The sequence below is a fragment of the Terrabacter sp. Root181 genome, from assembly GCF_001428505.1.
Classification (GTDB): domain Bacteria; phylum Actinomycetota; class Actinomycetes; order Actinomycetales; family Dermatophilaceae; genus Terrabacter.
Map to the genome: position 1 here is coordinate 236,679 of NZ_LMHU01000006.1, position 21,041 is coordinate 257,719.

Annotated in this window: 17 protein-coding genes; 7 read left to right on the forward strand and 10 right to left on the reverse strand. The window is 69.4% G+C overall.

Features of this window, described 5'->3' with window-relative positions; all coding sequences use genetic code 11:
• Positions 1-30 precede the first annotated feature (30 nt).
• Positions 31-2,922: a cyanophycin synthetase gene (gene cphA, locus ASD90_RS12940; protein WP_056756994.1), complete on the forward strand. Its 2,892-nt coding sequence runs from the start codon at positions 31-33 to the stop codon at positions 2,920-2,922.
• A gap of 12 nt (positions 2,923-2,934) precedes the next feature.
• Here cphA and ASD90_RS12945 read toward each other — a convergent pair whose 3' ends face one another.
• From ASD90_RS12945 to fabG, 3 genes are all read right to left on the reverse strand, one after another.
• Positions 2,935-5,196: a tetratricopeptide repeat protein gene (locus tag ASD90_RS12945; RefSeq protein ID WP_082588705.1), complete on the reverse strand. Its 2,262-nt coding sequence runs from the start codon at positions 5,194-5,196 to the stop codon at positions 2,935-2,937.
• 39 nt (positions 5,197-5,235) lie between these two features.
• Positions 5,236-5,997: an enoyl-ACP reductase FabI gene (gene fabI, locus ASD90_RS12950; RefSeq protein ID WP_056756997.1), complete on the reverse strand. Its 762-nt coding sequence runs from the start codon at positions 5,995-5,997 to the stop codon at positions 5,236-5,238.
• An 81-nt stretch (positions 5,998-6,078) separates the two neighbouring features.
• Complete coding sequence (fabG, locus tag ASD90_RS12955) at positions 6,079-6,813, reverse strand: 3-oxoacyl-[acyl-carrier-protein] reductase (RefSeq protein ID WP_056757000.1); 735 nt, start codon at positions 6,811-6,813, stop codon at positions 6,079-6,081.
• Positions 6,814-6,917: 104 nt separating this feature from the next.
• On the opposite strand from fabG, the gene ASD90_RS12960 reads away from it, so the two are divergent.
• Both ASD90_RS12960 and ASD90_RS12965 read left to right on the forward strand, forming a co-directional pair.
• Complete coding sequence (locus ASD90_RS12960) at positions 6,918-7,208, forward strand: DUF3099 domain-containing protein (RefSeq protein ID WP_056757006.1); 291 nt, start codon at positions 6,918-6,920, stop codon at positions 7,206-7,208.
• Entirely contained in the window at positions 7,205-7,453 is a 249-nt protein-coding gene (locus tag ASD90_RS12965; protein ID WP_056757009.1) for a hypothetical protein, read from the forward strand. Before ASD90_RS12960 ends, ASD90_RS12965 begins: the two co-directional genes overlap by 4 nt.
• A gap of 25 nt (positions 7,454-7,478) precedes the next feature.
• Here the strand turns inward: ASD90_RS12965 and ASD90_RS12970 are convergent, their stop codons facing one another.
• From ASD90_RS12970 to ASD90_RS12990, 5 genes are all read right to left on the reverse strand, one after another.
• The gene (locus tag ASD90_RS12970; RefSeq protein WP_056757012.1) at positions 7,479-8,891 is read right to left on the reverse strand and encodes a glycoside hydrolase family 3 N-terminal domain-containing protein; all 1,413 of its coding nucleotides are present in this window, start codon (positions 8,889-8,891) and stop codon (positions 7,479-7,481) included.
• A gap of 112 nt (positions 8,892-9,003) precedes the next feature.
• On the reverse strand, positions 9,004-10,026 hold the full coding sequence (moaA, locus tag ASD90_RS12975) for a GTP 3',8-cyclase MoaA (RefSeq protein ID WP_056757687.1): 1,023 nt from the start codon (positions 10,024-10,026) through the stop codon (positions 9,004-9,006).
• Positions 10,027-10,402: 376 nt separating this feature from the next.
• Complete coding sequence (locus ASD90_RS12980; protein ID WP_056757015.1) at positions 10,403-10,666, reverse strand: toxin-antitoxin system YwqK family antitoxin; 264 nt, start codon at positions 10,664-10,666, stop codon at positions 10,403-10,405.
• An 83-nt stretch (positions 10,667-10,749) separates the two neighbouring features.
• Positions 10,750-11,142 (reverse strand): VOC family protein, encoded by a 393-nt coding sequence (locus tag ASD90_RS12985; protein ID WP_056757018.1) that lies wholly within the window; start codon positions 11,140-11,142, stop codon positions 10,750-10,752.
• Between the two features lie 10 nt (positions 11,143-11,152).
• A complete protein-coding gene (locus tag ASD90_RS12990; RefSeq protein WP_056757690.1) occupies positions 11,153-11,425 on the reverse strand; it encodes a metalloregulator ArsR/SmtB family transcription factor in 273 nt (90 codons plus the stop codon).
• 727 nt (positions 11,426-12,152) lie between these two features.
• Between ASD90_RS12990 and ASD90_RS12995 the strand changes: the two genes are divergently transcribed.
• Positions 12,153-12,542 (forward strand): VOC family protein, encoded by a 390-nt coding sequence (locus ASD90_RS12995; RefSeq protein ID WP_056757020.1) that lies wholly within the window; start codon positions 12,153-12,155, stop codon positions 12,540-12,542.
• A 255-nt stretch (positions 12,543-12,797) separates the two neighbouring features.
• Here ASD90_RS12995 and ASD90_RS13000 read toward each other — a convergent pair whose 3' ends face one another.
• The gene (locus ASD90_RS13000; RefSeq protein WP_056757023.1) at positions 12,798-14,705 is read right to left on the reverse strand and encodes a CocE/NonD family hydrolase; all 1,908 of its coding nucleotides are present in this window, start codon (positions 14,703-14,705) and stop codon (positions 12,798-12,800) included.
• 490 nt (positions 14,706-15,195) lie between these two features.
• Positions 15,196-15,666, reverse strand: coding sequence for an SRPBCC family protein (locus tag ASD90_RS13005; protein ID WP_056757025.1), 471 nt, complete (start codon positions 15,664-15,666; stop codon positions 15,196-15,198).
• A gap of 456 nt (positions 15,667-16,122) precedes the next feature.
• On the opposite strand from ASD90_RS13005, the gene ASD90_RS13010 reads away from it, so the two are divergent.
• The 3 genes from ASD90_RS13010 (at position 16,123) to ASD90_RS13020 (ending at position 21,027) form a co-directional block, all read left to right on the forward strand.
• On the forward strand, positions 16,123-19,335 hold the full coding sequence (locus tag ASD90_RS13010; protein WP_056757028.1) for a S8 family serine peptidase: 3,213 nt from the start codon (positions 16,123-16,125) through the stop codon (positions 19,333-19,335).
• Positions 19,336-19,779: 444 nt separating this feature from the next.
• On the forward strand, positions 19,780-20,580 hold the full coding sequence (locus ASD90_RS13015) for an SURF1 family protein (RefSeq protein WP_056757030.1): 801 nt from the start codon (positions 19,780-19,782) through the stop codon (positions 20,578-20,580).
• An 81-nt stretch (positions 20,581-20,661) separates the two neighbouring features.
• The gene (locus tag ASD90_RS13020; RefSeq protein WP_056757033.1) at positions 20,662-21,027 is read left to right on the forward strand and encodes a VOC family protein; all 366 of its coding nucleotides are present in this window, start codon (positions 20,662-20,664) and stop codon (positions 21,025-21,027) included.
• The last annotated feature ends 14 nt before the right edge of the window (positions 21,028-21,041 follow it).

Sequence of the window (21,041 nt, forward strand, 5' to 3'; positions counted from 1 at the left end):
CGTCCCGCACGACCCCGTAGGAGGAGATCCATGGCCGTCGAGGTACCCACCCCCACAGGCCCGGCCCGACCGGACCTGAAGATCCTCGAGACCCGGATCTACCGCGGACCCAACGTCTGGTCCTACCAGCAGGCCGTCCACCTCGTCGTCGACCTCGGCAGCCTCGAGGAGTACCCCACCGTCTCGCTGCCGGGCTTCACGGACCAGCTCGTCGAGCTCGTGCCCGGGCTCGAGCGCCACACGTGCTCGCTCGGGCGCCGCGGCGGCTTCATCGAGCGGCTGCGCGAGGGCACCTGGCTCGGTCACGTCGCCGAGCACGTGGCGCTGCAGCTGCAGACCCTGGCCGGCCACGACTCGCGCCGTGGCAAGACGCGTGCAGTCAAGGGCAAGCCGGGTCAGTACAACGTCGTCTACAGCTACACCGACGAGACCGTCGCCGTCGCCGCCGGCAAGCTCGCGGTGCGCCTCATCAACCACCTCGTCGAGCCCCAGGACGGCTTCGACTTCGAGACAGAGTTCAACGCCTTCCTCCGCCAGGCCGAGCGCGTCGCCTTCGGCCCCTCGACGGCCGCCATCCTCGAGGAGGCGGCCTCCCGCGACATCCCCTACATCCGCCTCAACTCCGCCTCGCTCGTCCAGCTCGGCCAGGGTGTCCACGCCCAGCGCATCCGCGCCACGATGACGTCGAAGACGGGCGCGCTCGCGGTCGACATCGCGAGCGACAAGGACCTCACGACGAAGCTCCTCGGCTCGGCAGGTCTGCCCGTGCCCAAGCAGGAGGCCGTGCGCACCCTGCGGGGTGCCCTCGAGGCGGCTCGCCGCATCGGGTTCCCCGTCGTCGTCAAGCCGCTCGACGGCAACCACGGCCGCGGCGTGTGCCTCAACCTCATGAGCGACGCGGACGTCGAGAAGGCCTACGACATCGCCAAGTCCGAGTCGCGGCGCGGCACGATCATCGTCGAGTCCTTCGTGACCGGTCGCGACTACCGCTGCCTCATAGTCGGCGGCCGCATGCAGGCCATCGCCGAGCGCGTCCCCGCTCACGTCATCGGCGACGGCACCCACACGGTCGCCGAGCTCGTCGACATCACCAACGCCGACCCCCGCCGCGGTGTCGGTCACGAGAAGGTGCTGACGAAGATCAAGGTCGACGCCAACGCGCTCGAGATCCTCGCCGGCCAGGGGCACACGACCGAGTCCGTGCCGCCCGAGGGCGAGATGGTCAAGCTCGCCCTGACGGGCAACATGTCGACCGGTGGCATCTCGATCGACCGCACCTTCGACGCACACCCGGACAACGTCGAGATCGCCGAGGAGGCCGCCCGCATGGTCGGGCTCGACGTCGCCGGCATCGACTTCATCTGCCCCGACATCACCTACCCCGTCCGCGAGACGGGTGGCGCGATCTGCGAGGTGAACGCGGCGCCCGGCTTCCGGATGCACACGCACCCGACCGTCGGCGAGCCGCAGTTCATCGCCAAGCCGGTCGTCGACCTGCTCTTCCCCCCGGGTGCGCAGTCGCGCGTGCCGATCGTCGCCGTCACCGGCACCAACGGCAAGACCACGACCTCGCGCATGATCGCCCACATCTTCAAGGGCCTCGGACGCAAGGTCGGCATGACCTCGACCGACGGCGTCGTCATCGACGAGCGGCTCGTCATCAAGGCCGACGCCTCCGGCCCGCGCTCGGCCCGGATGGTCCTGCAGAACCCCCGCGTCGACTTCGCCGTCATGGAGGTCGCCCGGGGCGGCATCCTGCGCGAGGGCCTCGGCTACGACCGCAACGACATCGCCGTCGTCACCAATGTGGCTCCAGATCACTTGGGGCTCAAGGGAATCGACACCCTGCGTCAGCTGGCCGACGTCAAGGCGGTCATCGTCGAGGCCGTGCCGCGCGACGGCTTCGCGGTGCTCAACGCCGACGACCCGAACGTGCGCAACATGCGCCGCCGCTGCTCGGGTGGCATCGTCTGGTTCTCGATGGCCGAGCCGGGCAGCGAGACCCGCGAGTTCGTCGACGACTACTGCCGCCGTGGCGGACGTGCCGTGGTGCTCGAGCCGAGCGAACGCGGCGAGATGATCGTCATCAAGCACGGCCGGCGCAGCATGCAGCTCGCCTGGACCCACCTGCTCCCGTCGACGTTCGGCGGCGCGGCGCGCTTCAACGTCGCCAACTCGCTCGCGGCGGCGGGCGCGGCGTTCGCCGCAGGGGCCCCGCTCCACGACATCCGTCAGGGCCTGCGCACCTTCGCGACGACCTACTACCTCTCCCCCGGACGCCTGAACCTCGTGCAGGTCAACAACGCCGACGTGTTCGTCGACTACTGCCACAACGCGGCCGGCATGAAGGAGCTCGGCGCCTTCGTCGACCGCTACGCCGACCAGAAGCAGCGCCAGGCCGATCTCGGCAAGACCTCGCGCATCGGCATGATCGGTGCGGCGGGCGACCGGCGCGACGACGACATGCGCGAGCTCGGGGCGGTGGCCGCGCAGCACTTCGACGTCATCGTCATCCGTGAGGACGAGCGCCTGCGCGGCCGCAAGCCCGGCGAGACCGCTGAGCTCGTGGCCGAGGGCGCCCGCGCCGCCATGCGCGAAGGCGCCCGCTGCCGGCAGGTGGAGATCGTGCTCGACGAGCTCGACGCCGCGCGGCACGTGCTCGCGCGCACCAACCCGGGCGACCTCGTCGTCATGTGCGTCGACCAGCACGCGCTGGTGGTCGCCGAGCTCGAGGAGCGCACCAAGCACGCCCAGGCCGGCGCCCGCATCGGCACGGCCGCGGCCGCCACGAGCGACCCCGACCTCGACCCGAGCACCCTCACCGAGACCGCCGAGGCGGAGGGCGACGAGGCGGAGGGCGAGGCCCTCGGCGCCGTCCCGTCCGAGTCGCCGCCGGACCAGGCGGACGACACCGCCATCTGAGCAGGCTGCGGATCAGTCTGCGGCTGTTGCTTTCGCGGGGGCCAGCTCGTCGGCGTAGGCCCGCAGGGCGCGGCGGTAGGCCTGTGTGTCGACGTCGGTCGTCGCTTCGAGCGTCGCCCGGATGAGGTCGGCGACGGCTTGGCGCTCCTGGCCGAGGTCGGCCTGCACGAGCGCCCTGAGCATGAGCGCCGCGGTGTTGTGCGGCCGTGCCTCGAGGACGTCGGCGACGAGTCCCTGCGCCTCGGCGGCCCGTCCGACGACGCGCAGGCTCGAGGCGAGCTGCAGCTGGGCCCGGTGCCGGTGCGGCTCGCGCAGGCCGCCCGCGAGGGCGTCCTCGTAGAGACCGATGGCGCCCTGCTCGTCGCCCATCGCGTCCTTGACGCCGGCCAGCTCGAAGACGAGACGTGGGTCGCCCGGGTGGCCGTCGACGAGCTCCTGCGCGGCAGCGAGCCTGGTCTGATGGTCGTCGCTCTCCCAGAGGGCCGCGATCTCGGCCTCGAGCTCGTGCTCACCGCGCGCGGCCACGACCTTGCGGCGGATCGAACGGGCATCGTCGACCTTGCCGCCGTGGGCGCGGATCCAGCCGTCGACCTCGGTGCGCTCGGCGTGGCACATGAGCGCGATGACGTCGCCGTCGAGCGCGTGCGGCACGAGAGCCTCGAAGGACTCGAGCTCGGTGTCGTAGCCGGGCACGTCGAGGACGCCGACCTTGGCCAGGCCGTCGCGGAAGAGACCGAGCAGGTCCTCGACCTCGCGTCCGCGCAGGTAGTGGCGGGCGACCTTGAGGACGACCTCCTCGGCCCCGCGCCCGGCGATCTCGCCCATCGCGACGATCGCCTCGTCGGCGCGGTCGCCGGCGCAGCCCAGTCCGAGGCGGACGGCGCCACCCGGTGCGGCGAGCCCGCGTGCGACGTCGAGCAAGGCCTCGAGACCGGCCTCGTTGTGGGCCATGTCCATGATGACGGTCGCCTTGCCCCCGCTCGGGAGCGGCAGCGAGTAGGTGTTGAGCCGGCCCCAGTTGTGCTCGGGGTCGGGGGCGAAGGTCCGAAGTCCGTCGACCACGGCCGAGCGCGGGACGCCGAGTCCCAGGGCGGCGGCGGCACCGGCCAGCGCGTTGGCGATGTTGTTTCGCGACAGGCCGCTCAGGGTCATGGGGACGTCGACGATCTTGACGAGCCGGTCGGGGTCCCCGTTCGGCGACAGGACGACGATCTCGCCGTCGAGCACGGTGATGCCGCGGCCGCCGGAGTTGATCGACTCCCAGAGCGCGGGCGACGCGGGGTCGAGGCTGAATGCCCACGGCTTGGCCTTGATGCCGAACCGCATGGCCCAGACACGGGGGTCGTCGCCGTTGAGCACGACCCACCCCTGCGGCTTCGTCACGGTCGTGACGATCGCCTTGACCTCGGCCAGCTGGTCGAGCGTGTCGATGCCCTGCAGGCCGAGGTGGTCGGCGCTGACGTTGGTGACGACGCTGACGTCGTTGGTCGTGACGCCCATGCCCTTGAGGAGCATGCCGCCGCGGGCGGTCTCGAGGATGCCGATGTCTAGACCGGGCGTCTCGAGCACGCCCCGCGCCCCGGCCGGCCCTGAGAAGTCGCCCTCCTCCTTCGTCTCCCCCATGACGACGACCCCGTCGGTCGAGCTCCACGCCGTCGTCAGGCCTGCGCTCATGCACATGTGCGCCATGAGCCGGGTCGTCGTCGTCTTGCCGTTGGTGCCCGTGACGGACGCGACGGGGACGGTCGGCGTGAGGACGCTGGGTCCGGGACCGTCGGGCGCGGCCAGGATGACGGCCGCGGCCTCCTCGATGACCTCGTCGGCACGCCTGGAGGGGTCGAGCAGGCCGGCCATGACGGCGCCGAACTGCTCCCCCGCGACGCGGCCCCGCGTGCGGTGCACCCACGGGAAGGCGAGCACGACGTCCTCGACGGTCTGTCCCGCCCGAACGCGTACGCCCAGACGGCCCGCACCGATCTCGGTGCCCACGCGACGCGTCACGGTGCGGATGACCCGCATGACGAAGCGCTGGCGCAGGGCCGTGCCGCGCTTGCCGGGGCGCGCGGAACGCATCCCGAGCCGACGGGCCAGGGCCTCGGCGTCGGTGCGCTTGAGGTCGAGGTAGCCGGGCACATGCAGGATGACCTTGATCGCGGGCCGGGCGAAGTAGAGGTTGGGCCCGTCGAGCACCCGCACCTCGTCGACACGGACCTGCGGCACCGCCTCGGGTTCGGTCGTCGTCAAGGGGCTGGACTCGGTCCCGGCGTGAGGCATGGGCAGGACTCTAGCGAGAGCACCGGAGGGCGTGCGCGGTCACTGGCCCATCGCGTGGACGCCGCCGTCGACGTGGATGATCTCGCCCGTCGTGGCGGGGAACCAGTCGCTGAGCAGCGCTGCGCAGGCCTTGGCCGCCGGCACCGGGTCGTTGACGTCCCAGCCGAGCGGGGCACGGTCGTCCCAGACCTTCTCGAACTGCTCGAAGCCGGGGATCGACTTGGCCGCCGTCGTGCGGATCGGACCCGCCGCGACGAGGTTGCAGCGCACGTCCTTGGGGCCGAGGTCGCGGGCGAGGTAGCGGTTCGTCGACTCGAAGGCGGCCTTGGCCACGCCCATCCAGTCGTAGACCGGCCAGGCGAACTTCGCGTCGAAGGTCAGGCCGACGACGCTGCCGCCCTCCGTCATGAGGGGCAGGGTCGCGACGGCGAGCGACTTGAGGCTGTAGGCCGAGATCTGGAGCGCCGTCGAGACGTCCTCCCACGTGCCCTCGAGGAAGTTGAAGGCACCCTGCGGCGCGAAGCCGATCGAGTGCAGCACGCCGTCGAGCCCGTCGACGTGCTCGCGCAGGCGCTCGGCGAGCGTGTCGAGGTGCTCCTGGTCGGCGACGTCGAGCTCGATGACCACCGGGGTCTCAGGGAGCCGCTTGGCGATGGTCTGGGTGATCTTCATCGTCCGGCCGAACGAGGTGAGCACGACCGTCGCGCCCTCCTGCTGGGCGATCTTGGCCACGTGGAACGCGATCGAGCTGTCCATGAGGACGCCGGTGATGAGGAGCTTCTTGCCTTCGAGGATTCCCATGCCTGCGACTTTCTCGAGTGGGTGGGGACGCTTGCTGCGCAAGGACGTTCGCGGCATACGGGAGTATGCCGTGTGGTGGGCTCAGTGCCCCATGCCGAGCCCGCCGTCGACCGGGATCACCGCGCCGGTGATGTAGGCGGCGTCGTCGCTCGCGACGAAGCGCACGACTGACGCGACCTCCTCGGGCGTGGCGAAGCGGCCGGCGGGGATGTTGGAGAGGTAGGCCTTCTTCTGCTCGTCGGGCAGTACCGCCGTCATCTCCGTGTCGATGAAGCCGGGCGCGACGACGTTGGCGGTGATGCCTCGGCCGCCGAGCTCGCGCGAGATGGAGCGGGCGAGACCGACGAGGCCCGCCTTCGACGCGGCGTAGTTGGTCTGGCCGGGCGAGCCGTAGAGGCCGACGACGCTGCTGATGAGGACGATGCGCCCGCGACGCTTGCGGATCATCCCGGTCGCCGCGCGGCGCGCGCAGCGGAAGGCACCGGCGAGGTTGGTGTCGATGACGGAGTCGAACTCCTCGTCGCTCATGCGCATGAGCAGCGTGTCGCGGGTGATGCCGGCATTCGCGACGAGCACCTCGACCGGACCACCGAAGATCTCCTCGGCGGCCGTGAACGCCGCGTCGACGGAGGACGAGTCGGTGACCTCGCACGTGACGCCCTGCAGCCCCTCCGGGGGCACTCCGGAGCGGTGGGTGATGACGACGTTGTCGCCGTCCTCGGCGAAGGCCCTGGCGATCGCCAGTCCGATGCCGCGGTTGCCTCCGGTCACGAGTACGTTGCGCGCCTCGGTCGTTGACACTGTGCTTTCCTCCATCCGTCCGGCGGCTGCCGGCTCGCTGCCTTGACCCGAAACCTAACGGACTACCGAACGGTAGACAGCACGGTGCCGTAGGCGTGGGACGGGCTTATGGTTGAAGGGTGCCAAGAGCCAAGAACGAACCGGTCGTCTACTCCGTCACCTCGGCGTCGACCTCCACGACGGACGACCAGGACCAGCGCGTCCGTCGCTACCTCACGATGATGGGCATCCGCATCGTCTGCTTCGGGCTGGTCTTCGTCACTTCGGGCTGGCTGCGCTGGACCGCCATCCTGGCCGCGGTCTTCATCCCCTACGTCGCCGTCGTGCTCGCGAATGCCGTGAGTCCCCGCCAGCCGGGCAGCATCCAGTCGGTCGTGCCCCGCGACGACACGCAGCGCCTCGAGCAGTGAACGGACCGCTCTCCCTGTCCCCCACGGACGGCGCCGTCGACGAGCACGTCTGCAGCGCCAAGGGATGCCGTGCGACGGCCGTCCACGCGGTCGTCTGGAACAACCCGAAGCTGCACACCGCAGGTCGCCGCAAGGTGTGGCTGGCGTGCGAGGACCACGAGAAGTCGCTCGCCGACTTCGTCGCCCTGAGGGGCTTCCTCATCGAGGTCGTCCCGGTCGGGGCCCTCACCGACGCCGACGGGTGACGGCCGCCGCCTGCCGGGACGCCGGTCAGAGCTGCGTGTTGAGGTAGCGCTGGAGCTGCGCGACGGTGCGGCTGTTCCACGTCGTGGCGCCGTCGAGCGACATCCCGAGGTAGGTCTGCATCGCCGCCATGGAGCGCGGTCCCCAGACGCCGCCGACGGGCCCGGCGATCCGGGTCTGCAGCGCGAGGATCGTGGCTCGGTCGAACGTCCCGGTACGGGCGATGCCGAGCCAGCGCTGCAGGGCCGTCGTGGTCAGGGGGCCGAGGTATCCCGTGATCGGCAGTCGTGGCTCCAGCAGTCCGTACTCCGCCTTGACCGTGAGGACGCGCAGCACGGCGGTCTGGACCTTGGCCCGGAAGGCGCTGTCCGACGCCGCCCGTGCGCTCACGGCACCGACCATCGCCGGAACCACCGCCGGGTTCACCGTCAGGACGACGTCGCCGCCCGCACCGATGAAGTCCACGGCGCGCGCCGCAGGCGGCCAGTTGTGCACCTGGTAGGCGTTGCCGAGGTCGTCGCTGACCACGATGCCGGTGAAGTGGAGGTCGCCGCGGATCATCCCGCCGATCACCGTGGGCGAGAAGACCGCCGGACGTGCTGCGTCGATGAGCCGGTAGTAGGCGGACGAGACCATGAGTATCCGCGCTCCGCTGTTGACCGCTGCTCGGAAGGGTGCGATGTCTCCGGACGTCCGGGTCGTCACGGTGTCGGTGACGCCCGCAGAGGTGTCGGTGTTGCCCGTGACCCGGCCGAGTCCCGGGAAGTGCTTCGCCGTCATGGCGAGGCCCGAGGCCCCCATGGCCCTCAGGAACGTCGTGCCCTTGTCGGCGACGACCGACGGGGTGTAGCCGTACTCGCGCTCGTACCTGCCGATGGGCTGGTTCGAGCTGGCAAAGCTCTTCGCGACGGTGTCCATGACCGGTGCGAGGTCGACGTCGACGCCCGAGCGACGAACCTGACGCCCCCACGACGCCGCAGACGCGTACAGCGCCGAGTCGGCCCACGTGCCCTGCGTCAGGGCCGTCGGCATCCGCGAGAACCCGGTCCCCTGCAGGACCTGGACGTAGCCGCCCTCCTGGTCCGTGGCGATGAGCAGGGGCACGGACGCGGTGGCGGACGCGTTCGCCAGGACGTCGGCATGGCTCGTCAGGGCGCGCACGGGAGGGGCGCCCGACGTCGTGCGTCCGGTGAGGACGAGATTGCCGACGTGGTAGCGGACGATGGCGCTCTCGGTGGCCGACCCGAGACCCGTCACCGGACCACCGACCGTGAACAGCTGCCCCACCCGTTGTGCGGACGTCATGCGGTCGTATGCAGCCTTGGCCTGCGCCGCAGGCGTCAGGGTGGATGCGACCGCCGCCCCAGAGCGGGGTGGCACTCCGACGCCGAGCGCGTCGAGTGCGCTGAGGAGCAGGAGCGTGCTGACTCCTGCTGTCACACGAGTGGTTCGTCGGGCACGCATGGCACTGCACCTGCCGTTCCTGGGCCTGCCGCGACGCACGTCCAGTCTAGGCCGCCGAGCCCGCCGTGAGAACGGGCCGAGCGCGCCGTCAGCCGCCGATGGCGGACATGGGGCGGTCGGGCTGGACGAAGCCCGGGTCCCCGATGCCGTGGCCACGGCGCTTGCGCCACATCTCGCCACGCATCAGACCGAGCAGCTCGTCGTCGGTGGCGCCCTCGCGCAGCGGCCCGCGCAGGTCCGTCTCGGTTGTGGAGAAGAGGCAGTTGCGCACCTGCCCGTCGGCGGTCAGGCGCGTGCGGTCGCAGGCAGCGCAGAACGGCGCGCTGACACTGGCGATGATGCCGACGGTCTCGGGGCCGCCGTCGATGAGGAACCGCTCGGCCGGGGCACTCCCCCGGTCGGCTGCCGGTAGGGGGGTCAGCTTCCAGCGCTGCGACAGGCGCTCGCGGATCTCGTCTGCGGAGATCATCTGGGCGCGGTCCCAAGCATGCTGCGCGTCGAGCGGCATCTGCTCGATGAACCGCAGCTCGTAGCCGCGCTCGAGGCACCACGCGAGCACGTCGGCGACCGACTCGTCGTTGATGCCGCGCATCGCGACGGCGTTGACCTTGACGGGCGTCAGGCCGGCGTCGGACGCAGCCTTGAGGCCGGCCTCGACGTCGGCGAGGCGGTCGCGACGGGTCAGCTGTGTGAAGGTCTCGGAGTCGATGGTGTCGAGGCTGACGTTGACCCGGTCGAGGCCGGCCTCCTTCAGCCCGATGGCCACCCGCTCGAGGCCGACCCCGTTCGTCGTCATCGCGATCTTGGGACGCGGCTCGAGCGCGGCGATGCCGGCGACGAGCTCGACGACCGAGCGACGCAGCAGCGGCTCGCCGCCGGTGAGACGGACCTGGGTGATGCCGTCGCGCACGAAGATGCCGATGATCCGCAGCATCTCCTCGTCCGTCAGCATCTCCGCCTTCGGCATCCACGGGAGGCCCTCGGCGGGCATGCAGTAGGTGCAGCGCAGGTTGCACCGGTCGGTGACCGACACGCGGAGGTCGCGGGCCACCCGGCCGAACTGGTCGGCCAGGCCGGCCGGTCGGACGCTCGGGTCGGGAAGGCGGGTCATGAGCTCCACTCTAGGCCGGGTATCGCAGCGACCGGTCGTGTCGTGCTGCCGATGTTGCCCCAGGCCATTGAACTGCGGTTGCGTGACGTGTGTCTGGTTGGTCAGGGCGACCGTGACTGGCCGCCTTCGGACCTCCTGCGAACAATTTTGGATTACGGGTCCGTCAGCCCGGGACCTCAGGCGCCGCTGCCGTCCTTGCGCGGTCGTCATCGTCCGGGAATACCCAGTTGAGGATGTTGGCCGATGTACTCAGAAGCAGCTGTATCTGACCGGCCAACGACCGGCCTGGGAGAGTCTCGGTCGGGCGGACGGTAGTCCGAAATGTGCGTCCCGGAAGCTCATCGTCATGCGGAGCCCGACCGGTGCGTGATGGCATTCAGCCTTTCGGCTTGTGTTTGCGTCCCTGCTTCCACCAGGTGGTGTCCAGGTGGTTGCCCTGCGCGTCCCATCGTTCCCAGGAGCCGTCCTTCGTGCCGTGGTCGAAGGCGCCCCTCTGGAGGAGCACCCCGCTGGCGCGGTACCAGGTCCAGACTCCGTGCAGCTCGCCGCGGTCGTATCCACCTTCGGAGCGGAGACGACCATCGCCGGCGACGTGGCACCAGTGCCCGACCCGATCGCCGTCGAGATACTCCCCGGTCATGGATCCGCCGTGGGGGTCAGGTTCGGACCATCGTCCCGACTTGCGTCCTGCGGCGTCGAAGGAGTTGGGGCGGTCCTCCGAGCTCATGCGGGGCTGATGAGTTGGATCAGGTTGCCGCAGGTGTCGTCCAGGATCGCCGTGACCATGTCGCCCATCGCGGTCGGGGGTTGTATGAATCGGACGCCGTGCTGTTCGAGCTCACGGTGTGCGGCTGCGACATCGTCCACGGCGAAGGAGGTGTAGGGGATGCCGTCGGTGACCAGCGCATCCTTGAAGGACTTCGCGGCCGGGTGCTCGTCCGGCTCGAGAAGCAGCTCGACACCGTGAGTGGCGCCGGGCTCGGCAACCGTCAGCCAGCGATGCTGTCCGAGGGGCACGTCGGTCTTCGGGATGAAGCCGAGCCGGTTGGTGTAGAAGGCGAGGGCCTTGTCCTGGTCGTCGACCAAGACACTGGTGACATGCAGTCGTGCGTGCACGGTGTCGCTCCTATCGCGTTGTCGGCCACCGCCGCGAGATCTCGAGTAGCGGCCGGGTGTTCAGGTGATGGATCTTCGTTCGACCCTCGCGATGCGAGCGGATGAGGTCGACGTCCTCGAGGACCGTGAGGTGCTGGGAGATCGCTTGTCGCGTTGATGAGTTTCCGTGCTTCATGGCCAGGCGTGCGCAGATGTCGAACAGCGTCAAGCCGTCACGCTCGAACAGCTCATCGAGGATCTGACGCCGCGTGGCATCCGCCAGCGCCCGGTACACATCTCCCACCACCCCAAGATAGGCAAGTGAGTGCTTGCCTGTCCAGTGGTGCAGTCAGCAGGCTGGCCTCCCGCCGACACGGTCCCGCATGGGAACCTCATCCGGGAACCCCACAGCTCAGCAGGCCCACACCCGAACGCGCGTCCGCACGACCAGATCGCGACCGGCACCGTGTTCGAGGTCAGCAGCATCGCCCCAACCGTCAGCGCTCCAACCGTCAGCGCTCTCCAACCGTCAGCGCTCCAACCGTCAGCGCTCCAACCGTCAGGGCCAGAACCGGTGTGGCCGGACTCGCCGTCCAAGACTCGCTGCCGCGTCTGGACGTGGCGCCGGCCGCAACCCACGCAAGAGTCGCCGCTGATGTCGTCGGGCCCGGCGGACTGTCATCGGTGCCACCCGATCCTGCACTTGATGCTTCGCGTCGTACCCATGGCTCAGGATCTGGCCGGCTGACCTCATCTGTCTGTGCCCGTCGTGACACATCTGCGCGGGTCGCGCCCCCCGGGTGGGCGCCTTCAGCGTGCGACTGGCCTTGGCGACGAATGTGTCGCCGACCCCAGAGACTCTGGCGCTCTGCCCTGCTCAACGAGACGCTCAGGTCCGACGAACACCCCATGTGCGTCACTTTTCCGCGGGCCGGCCTGTTGGCGTCGGCAGGATCAACAGTCATGACTCAAGTCACCGTGCCACTGCTGCCGGGCGCCAGAAGGGTGCATCCACGTGGCACCGTTTACAGATGACCTTGCCTGTCCTTCGGAGCGTCGATGCGATCACGATCCCAGTGCCTGGGTTGGACGAGGGACTCGCGTTCTACCGTGACCGGCTCGGCCACAAGTTGCTGTGGCGAAACGACGCAGTCGGGCAGGCAGGGCTGGCTCTTCCCGACAGCCGCGTCGAATTGGTGTTGAGCACGCGACAGCAGATGGAACCCAACTGGCTGGTCGAGAGCATTGACACGGCCGTGCATGATCTCGTGGAAGCCGGCGCCAGTGTCGCAGCGGAACCCGCGACGATCCCTGTCGGCAGAGTGGCGGTCGTCATTGACCCCTTTGGCAATCCGCTCGTCCTCGTCGAGCTCACCGGAGGGTACGAGACCGCGACAGATAGAGGTGCCGACGCGGAATGACATACGGTCCGCCCCCCTGGAGCCTTAGCGCCCTTCCGCCGCGGAAGCGCTCCACCTGGATGGGGCGGGGCGAACTTGTTGCTTCCAGCAATCGCAGGACTGCACGCTTCGGCGCAGCCTGCCTGACCTCGCGTACCCGCGGCTCGACCTCCTCACCGGGCGAGAAGCTGGCCCCCCACCCCGGGCGTCCAGGGGTGGGGGCCGCTCGTACTGGAGGGCGGCGCTAGGGACTAGTGACTCCGCGTGCGCGCCGTATCACCGGGGCCAGAGTGTCTCATCGAGGCTGGGGAGGGTGCCTCGGTCCAGGTTGTCGGTGTCCTTGGCGGTCAGGTGTCCGGGAGCGAACCCGCTCATCGGGCCGGAGACCGGCAGGTTCAGCCTCGTGGACCGCAGGTCGAGCGTGTACATCCCGGGGCTGGTGTCGACGGCGATGACGCCGTTACTGGCCCCGCTGACGATCAGCCCGAGCTGGTGTCCGGCCGGGACGACGAGGTCGTTGGCGGCCAGCTCGACGGTGACGTCGTGTTGGCCCGGGCCGTCGAGGCGTGCCCAGCCACGGGCGAGCACCTGCAGCTGGGTGCTCTGAAGGCGTCGGGTGACGTCCTTGTAGCAGGCATCGTCCGCAGTGGTGGCCGCGCCCCAGCAGGTCTCCGTTCCGAGGGTGAGGGCGCCGTCACCGGTCGCACTGACCCGGTCCATCGCGCCGTAGTCGACGAGCATGACCGACACCTGGCCGGCCTGGGCGCCATGGGTCACACCGAGGTCGACCGTCGGCGTGCCGGAGATCCGGACGTCCTGGGTAGTCGTGCCGGTGAGGAGCTGCACCCGGTTCGGGTTTGCGCCGAGCGCGACCGCGTTCGCCTCGGTCAGGCGGGAGTTGTTGACGTAGCCAGCGGTACCGCGTTCCGGAGTTCCGAGCGCCAACGTGCCGTCTGCTCGAGGGCTGAGCGACATGGTGCGCGCGGACTGGGTCGGCCACGTCTTGGAGGTCTCCCACTGGTTCGGGGCGGTCTCGACGCGGACGGCCGGCTCACGGTCGATGCCGTTGTCGATGCCCATGAGCTCGTGGTCGAACCACCGGTTGAGGGTGGTGACCCACTCCTGGCGGTCGTGGTCGAACGGGTCGACGTGACCGAGGCGGCTGAGCCACATCTTGCGCGCGACGCCCTGCTTGCCCAGGTCGTCCCACCACTTGGAGGCGTTCATCGTCTTGACGTTGTTGTCCTGGAGACCGTGGACGATGAAGACGCTCGCCTTGACCTTGGAGGCGTCGTAGAGGCTGCCGGCGCGGTAGTCGCGCTCGGCCCAGAAGTCCGTGTAGGCGCCCGTTGCGTCGGCGTCGTTGGCATCCATGTAGTTCAGCCGCGACGAGCAGTCGGTCGGGATGGTGCGGCGCTGGGCGATGGTGCGTGACAGGCTGCTGGCGTAGTGGCGCGACTTCACCGCGCCCTGCCAGCGGTTGTAGTCGTACCAGGAGCTGATGGCGCTGATCGGCACGATCGTCTTGAGCCCGTCAACGCCGGTAGCGGCCACGCCGTTGGCGAGCGTCCCGTCGTAGGACTTGCCGATCATCCCGGTGCTGCCGTTGCTCCAGGTCGCCTGGACGATTGCGCCAGTCGAGTCGTGGGCGCTGCCCTTGCCGTTGAGCCACTCGACGACGGCCTTGGCTGACTCGACGTCGGAGCGGCCGCCCTCGTCGGTGCACCCGGTCGAGCGAGCCGTGCCGGCCATGTCGACGGCGACGAACGCGTAGCCGCGGGGGACGAAGTAGTTGTCGTAGTAGAGCGGGAACTTCGTCGGGCTGCCGTCTGGCGCGTACTCCTTGTACTCGGTCTCGTTGCCGCGGCCGAGGCTTAGGTAGTAGGGGCTGGCGTCCATGATGACCGGCACCCGTGCGGTGCCGTCGAGCTCGCGCGGCCGGATGATGTCGGTGGCGATCCGCTCCGCCTTGCCGTCGCCGTCCAGGTCGGGCGTGTCGACCCAGACGGTCTCGCGGATGGCATTCGTGTAGTCGTACCTCGGCGAGGTCATCCCGCCGACCAGCGTGACGGGCGGATTGTCGATGGCGCTTGTCGGTGCGGCGTGGGCCTCCCCCAGTGTCCCGATGGCCAGCGGTGCGGCCACGGCGAGCGAGCTGGCGAGGGCAAGGATCCTGGCTTTCATGTGAGTCCTTCCTGCCCCCGGAACCGGCGATGTCCCTTTGGGGTGAGGGGCTTTCACAAAGTAGCGACGAAATGCCCGGAAATGGAGGGTGTTGCGACCCGGATGTAACGCTGTCCGCTTGTCTGTCTGGCTGTCCTCCAACGGTCCCGAGGATGCCCTGCACGAGTACTCCGGTATGGATCCCCCATGGAACTCACCTCGCGCGATGACCAAACGCGACCACGACCGCACAGTTCGCGAGCAGACACCAAGATCAACCGCTGCCGAGGCCACTCGACCGTCGGACCTTCCGGCGGGGCCGGGGACGGCACATCCTGCACGGCCATCGCCTGGCCCGGCGTCTCGACATACCGACTCAGCCACCTTGCGCCCGGTCGGCCGGGACAGCAGCGCACCGGTCGCGCCGAACGAGCCCGGCGTCCGTCGTCAGTCGCCGGGCGATGTAGTCGCTGCACCTAGAGTGCGTCGTCCCACCCGCGGAGACGACTGGCTACTCGGTCTCGGGAGAGCGCTCGAAGGAGCGCTCGAGTGAGGCCAGGGTGTGTGACCGCTCCCGCGTCACGAGCCGCGCGACCACCGGCTTGAACACGCGAGCCAGGCCATACAGCTCCGCCTCCGCGGTGTGCTGGACGACCGTGGAGTCACCCTCGACCACGAGCACGTAGCTCGGACGTGCCTGAGTGAGCGGGCGGCCGAACATGCTGAACGTCTCGCTGAACGCGAGGCGCGTCGACGGCACGTGCTCGGTCACCTCCCCGACGAAGCGGCCCATCCGCGTACGGTCCACGTACGTCGTGCCGGACCGCACCGGCAGCGCGGACGTCAGCTCGGTGTCGCCGAACACACCGTCACGGTGCATCCACTGCCGACAGCCGGGCAGATCGGCCAGCCGCTCGAACACCTCGCTCGCCGACCGACGGATCACCGTCCGCGCCTCGAACCGAAGCACGCTCCCAGCCATGAGGCCTCCTCGATCCCTGCGGCGACCATCCCAAGCCTAGGCGGGTCGGGGGTGATCCGCACACATCATCATCAAAGGGCGCCGGCCGAGGCGACTCGGCCATATCTTCTCTGGCGACACGGGCCTGCCCGGTGCGGGGCATGTCCGCCCAACGCTTCCTGGCCGCTCGGAGTCGCTCCCTCGCTCGCCGGCCCTCTCCCATACCCAGTCCTGGAGGGACCTGACGGCTGCCTCGTTGGCCGCCTTTCCGGCTTGGGTCGCCATTGGACCAGGGCTGCCCGAAATCATGCTGATCGGCGAGACGCTCACACTCAATCTGCCGCTCGAAGGGGTCCACCCTTCGTGATGCGGTCGCTCGCCGGAGTTGAGGCGTATCGCCACCGACCGGATACCGGCACCGATAGCCTCAGGCGTTCGGACCGGGGGCCGGAACTCACAACTGACAGAGGTGGATTGATGCACAAGATCCAAGGCTTCAGAACGCGTACCGCGGTGGTCCTCTCGGCATTCGGCGTGATCGCGGCTGGCGGGCTGACCGCGCCGCAGGCCCTCGCGGCTCCCAGTGCAGCGGCGAGCCCTGCGAAGGCGTCCCAGTTGGGCAAGCATGATCGCGAGCTGCTCGCCACGGCTCGCGCCAAGGGCTCCCCGACGGTGACACTGCTCATCGCCGCTGTCCCCGGGCAGAACAACGCCGTGACCTCCGCCCTGAAGTCCCTCGGCGCGGTCATCAGCAAGGCTGACAGCGACATCAGCTACATCCGCGCCGTCGTGCCGATCGACAAGGCCCAGACGGCAGCCAACCTTGCCGGCATCGTGGCCGCAGACCTCGACGAGGTCATCCCGCTGGACGACCCGACGCCGCAAGGCTCGCAACCACCCGCCGCACAGACCCCGCCCGGCCCGAGCACCCCTCGGAACAACGCCTACATGCCCATCGGCGACACGGGCGCCGCGCAGTTCACCGCAGCCCACCCCGCCTGGGACGGCCGGGGCACGACCATCGGCATCGTGGACTCCGGCATCGACCTGGACCACCCGGCACTGGCCACGACGACCACCGGGGAACGGAAGATCACCGACTGGGTCACCGCCACCGACCCGTTCACCGACGACGACCCGACGTGGCTGAAGATGTCCACCCAGGTCAGCGGGCCGAGCTTCGCCGTCAACGGCGCAGCCTACGTCGCGCCAGCCGGCAGCTACCGCATCGCGGTCTTCAACGAGGGCGACCCGCGGCTGGGCGGTGAGGTCGGCAGCGACGTCAACCGCGACGGCGACAGCACCGACAAGTTCGCGGTCCTCTGGGACCCGGCCGCCGGCACCGTCCGGGTCGACACCAACCAGGACAACAACCTGACCAACGACCAGGTCCTGACCGACTACGCGAAGAAGTTCGACGTCGGCCACTTCGGCGCCGACAACCCGGCCACCGCCGAGCACGAGTCGATGCCCTTCGTCGTGCAGACCGACGGCAAGAACAAGGTCGTCAACATCGGCATCGTCTCGGGTGAGCACGGCACCCACGTCGCCGGCATCACGGCAGCGAACCAGATGTTCGGAGGCGCCATGTCAGGCGCCGCCCCCGGAGCCAAGCTGAAGTCCGTGCGGGTCTGCATGTTCATCACCGGGTGCACCTCGCACGCCCTGATCGAGGGCATGACGTTCATCGCCAAGCAGGGCAACGTCGACGTCATCAACATGTCGATCGGTGGCCTACCGGCGCTCAACGACGGCAACAACACCCGAGCCGTCCTCTACAACCGGTTGATCGACCAGTACAACGTCCAGATGTTCATCTCCGCCGGCAACAACGGGTCGGGGCTCAACACCATCGGTGACCCCGCCGTCGCCTCCAAGGTGCTCGCGGTCGGCTCCTACATCAGCAAGGAGACGTGGCAGAAGAACTACGGCTCCGACTCCGCCTATGCCGACAACCTGCACGGCTTCTCCTCCCGCGGCCCCCGCGAGGACGGCGGCTTCAAGCCCGAGATCGTCGCGCCGGGCGCCGCGATCTCCACCACCCCGATGTGGGAGACCTCCTCCCCGGTGCCGGGCACCTACGACCTCCCCGCCGGATACTCGATGCTGCAGGGCACCTCGATGGCGTCCCCGCAGGCCGCCGGAGCAGGGGCGCTGCTCGTCAGCGCCGCCAAGCAGTCCGGACTGCAGAGCAAGCCAAGTCAGATTCGTGAGGCCCTGACCTCCTCCGCCCGCTACCTCGACCCCGCCCGCTTCGGCGCGTACGAGCAGGGCAACGGCCTGATCAACGTCGGCGCGGCCTGGGACCTGCTCAAGACCAACCTCAAGCCCGTCGACATCAGCTCCTCCGTCGCGGTCCACACGATGCTGTCCGACTTCCTCGCCACCCCCGGGCGAGGCGAAGGCATCTTCGACCGTGAAGGAGTCGCAGTCGGCGACAGCTACACCCGCACCTACACCTTCACCCGGACCTCCGGCGGCGGCGGCAGCCGGACCTACAACCTGGCTTGGACCGGCAACGACGGCACGTTCGCGTCACCCGCCTTCGTGGCGCTACCGCTGAACGCGCCGACCACTCTGACGGTGACGGTCCACCCGACCGCGGCGGGTGCGCACTCGGCCATCCTCAACCTCGACGACCCGTCCACGCCCGGCATCGAGAAGCAGACCCTCAACACCGTCGTCGCGGCAGAGGCCTTCACCGCTGCCAACAACTACAGCGTGACGCACCGGGGCATGATCGGCCGCAACCAGGTGACCAGCTACTTCTACAACGTCCCGGCGAACACGCCCGCATTCAAGGTCGACCTCGAAGGCGGGGGCAGCGCTCCCGGCGCGGGGCAGATCCGGTTCCTGCGGTTCCACCCGTACGGCGTCGCCATTGACGACAACTCCTCGCTCAGCTGCTACAACCCCACTTCGGGGGGTTGTGCGGGGTCGCCGACCAGCCGCACCACCAGCAACCCACAAGCCGGCGTGTGGGAGGTCACCGTCGAGGCCCGTCGGACCTCCGACGTCGACAGCGCCCCGTACACGCTGACCGCGTCGGTTCTCGGGGCCACGGTTTCACCCAACCCCGACACCATCGCGTCCGCAACCCTCGCAGTCCCGGTCGCGCGCAGCTACACCCTGACGAACGGCTTCGGCGCCTTCACCGGCCGGGCCGTCGGAACCAACCTCGGCAGCGCGCAAAGGCTGACTCCGACCATCGCGAATGGAACGAGCCAGCAGCGCCAGGTTGCTGTCACGGCCGGATCGACATCGCTGCGGGCGACCATCGGTTCCAGTAGCGACACCGGAGCCGACCTCGACCTCTTCGTCTACAACTGCACCAGCGGCTCGTGCGTGCTCGCCGGGCAGTCAGCCGACGGAGACAGCGAGGAGTCGGTGACCATCGCCAACCCAGCGGCCGGGACCTGGGTGACTCTCGTCGACGGCTACGCCGTGCCGTCCGGGTCGACGACGTTCAACTATGTCGACGTCTTCACGAACCCAGCGTTCGGCTCCGTCGCCGTCACTGACGCGAACGCCCTTCGGCCGGCTGGGTCAGCGTGGACCGTACCCGGCAGCGTCACCGCCAACGCGGCCCCAGCCGCCGGCCGGCTCCTGCTCGGCAACGTCCAGGTGCGCACCGACAGCAACATTCTGGTCGGCAGCGGCGATGTCGTCGTTCAGGCGGTTACCCCCTAGCGTCCAACTCGGCCGCTGCACCAACAGCGAAGGGCCTCGCCGGAGCAATCTGGCGAGGCCCTTCGTGCTCGCGTTTGGCGTCTTGCCGAGAACTGACGACAACGCAAGCTTGCCGCGATCAGCTCGCCCAAGAGGGGAGTGCACCTGCGTCACACCACCGCAAAGACGCGCCGAAGAGTCCGCGAGAGGCCGTGTGGGCTTTACGCGGAAGCGCCGGTCGGGTCCGGCTACCAGCTCGGTGGGATCCCTGACGGCGAGGACCCCGCGACATGCACGGGCTGCAACTTCGCGTCACGCACCAGTCCTCTGAAGTCCAGGCGCTGAAAGCCCGGCACATACGAGGCCCGCCCTATCGGGTGACTGAGGAGGCGGCGACGTGACGTCACCGCAGGTCAGAGGCGGGCCGGTACTCAGGTCCGCCCTCAGGCCGGGTACCGTCGATCCGTGCTTCGACTCTGGCTGACGCGGCGCTGGCTGCTCTGGACCCTCGTCGCGGTCCTCTTCGGGGTCGCCTGTTTCTATCTCGGCCTGTGGCAGTGGCACCGGCACGTCGAGCAGCGGACCAAGGTCGATGCGATCGCGCGCAACTACGGCGCGACGCCCGTCGCCTTCGCTCCCGCTCTCGTCGGGTCCCCGATCCCGCCTGAGCGGCAGTGGACGCGCGTCACGCTGACGGGCACGTATGCCGCCGACACCGACCTGCTCGTCCGCAACCGCACGCTCGACTCCACGGTGGGGTTCGAGGTGCTGACACCGATGCAGACAGGGGACCTGACGCTGCTGGTCGACCGCGGCTGGGTGGCCAACGCTGCCGATGCCGAGACCAGCCCACCCGTCGACCCGCCGCCGTCGGGTCCCGTGCAGGTGACCGGGTGGCTGCGCACCGGGGAGGTGAGCCTCGGGCGCGACCTGCCGCGGCCCCAGATGGCGAGCATCAACGTCGCCGACGCGAGGACCCAGGTGCCGTCGCTGAGCGAGGTCGACGCCTACCTCGTCCTCGGCGCGCAGCAGCCGACGGCTGTCGCCGGGGACCACCCGCTGCGCCTGCTGCCGCGGCCCGAGGAGGACCTCGGCCCGCACCAGGCCTACGCCTACCAGTGGTGGCTCTTCATGCCCGGAGGCCTCGTCTTCATCTTCTTCGCGATCAGGCGCGAGGCTGCCGTCCGTCGGGCCGAGACGGCCGGCCCGGACGCTCCCCCCGCGAAACCGAAGAAGGTGCGGATCTGGGACGAGGAGGACGCCTGAGCGTGGGGCTCCACGGCTCCGGTCGGCGCGGGTGAGAAGGTCTGACAAGGTCGACGTCCCCACCCCACGAAGGAGCCCCGCATGGACATGCGCCTGGAACTCGTCCCCCTCCCGACGACCGATGTCGACGCCAGCCTGGCGTTCTACGCCGAGGGCATGGGTTTCGTCCTCGACCACGACGTCGAGCCGGGCAACGGCATGCGCGTGGTGCAGATGACCCCGCCGGGGTCGAGCTGCTCGATCGTGATCGGCGTCGGGATGAGCGCTCCCGACGCGCCCCGGGTGCAGAACCTCCACCTCGTCGTCGACGACATCGATGAGGCGCGGGAGATGCTGGCCCGCAACGGGGTCGAGGTGTCCGACGTCCAGGACATGGGCGGCGTCAAGTACGCCCACCTGAGCGACCCGGACGGCAACACCTGGGCGCTCCAGCAGCTCTCGCGCTGACCTCGCCCCGGCGT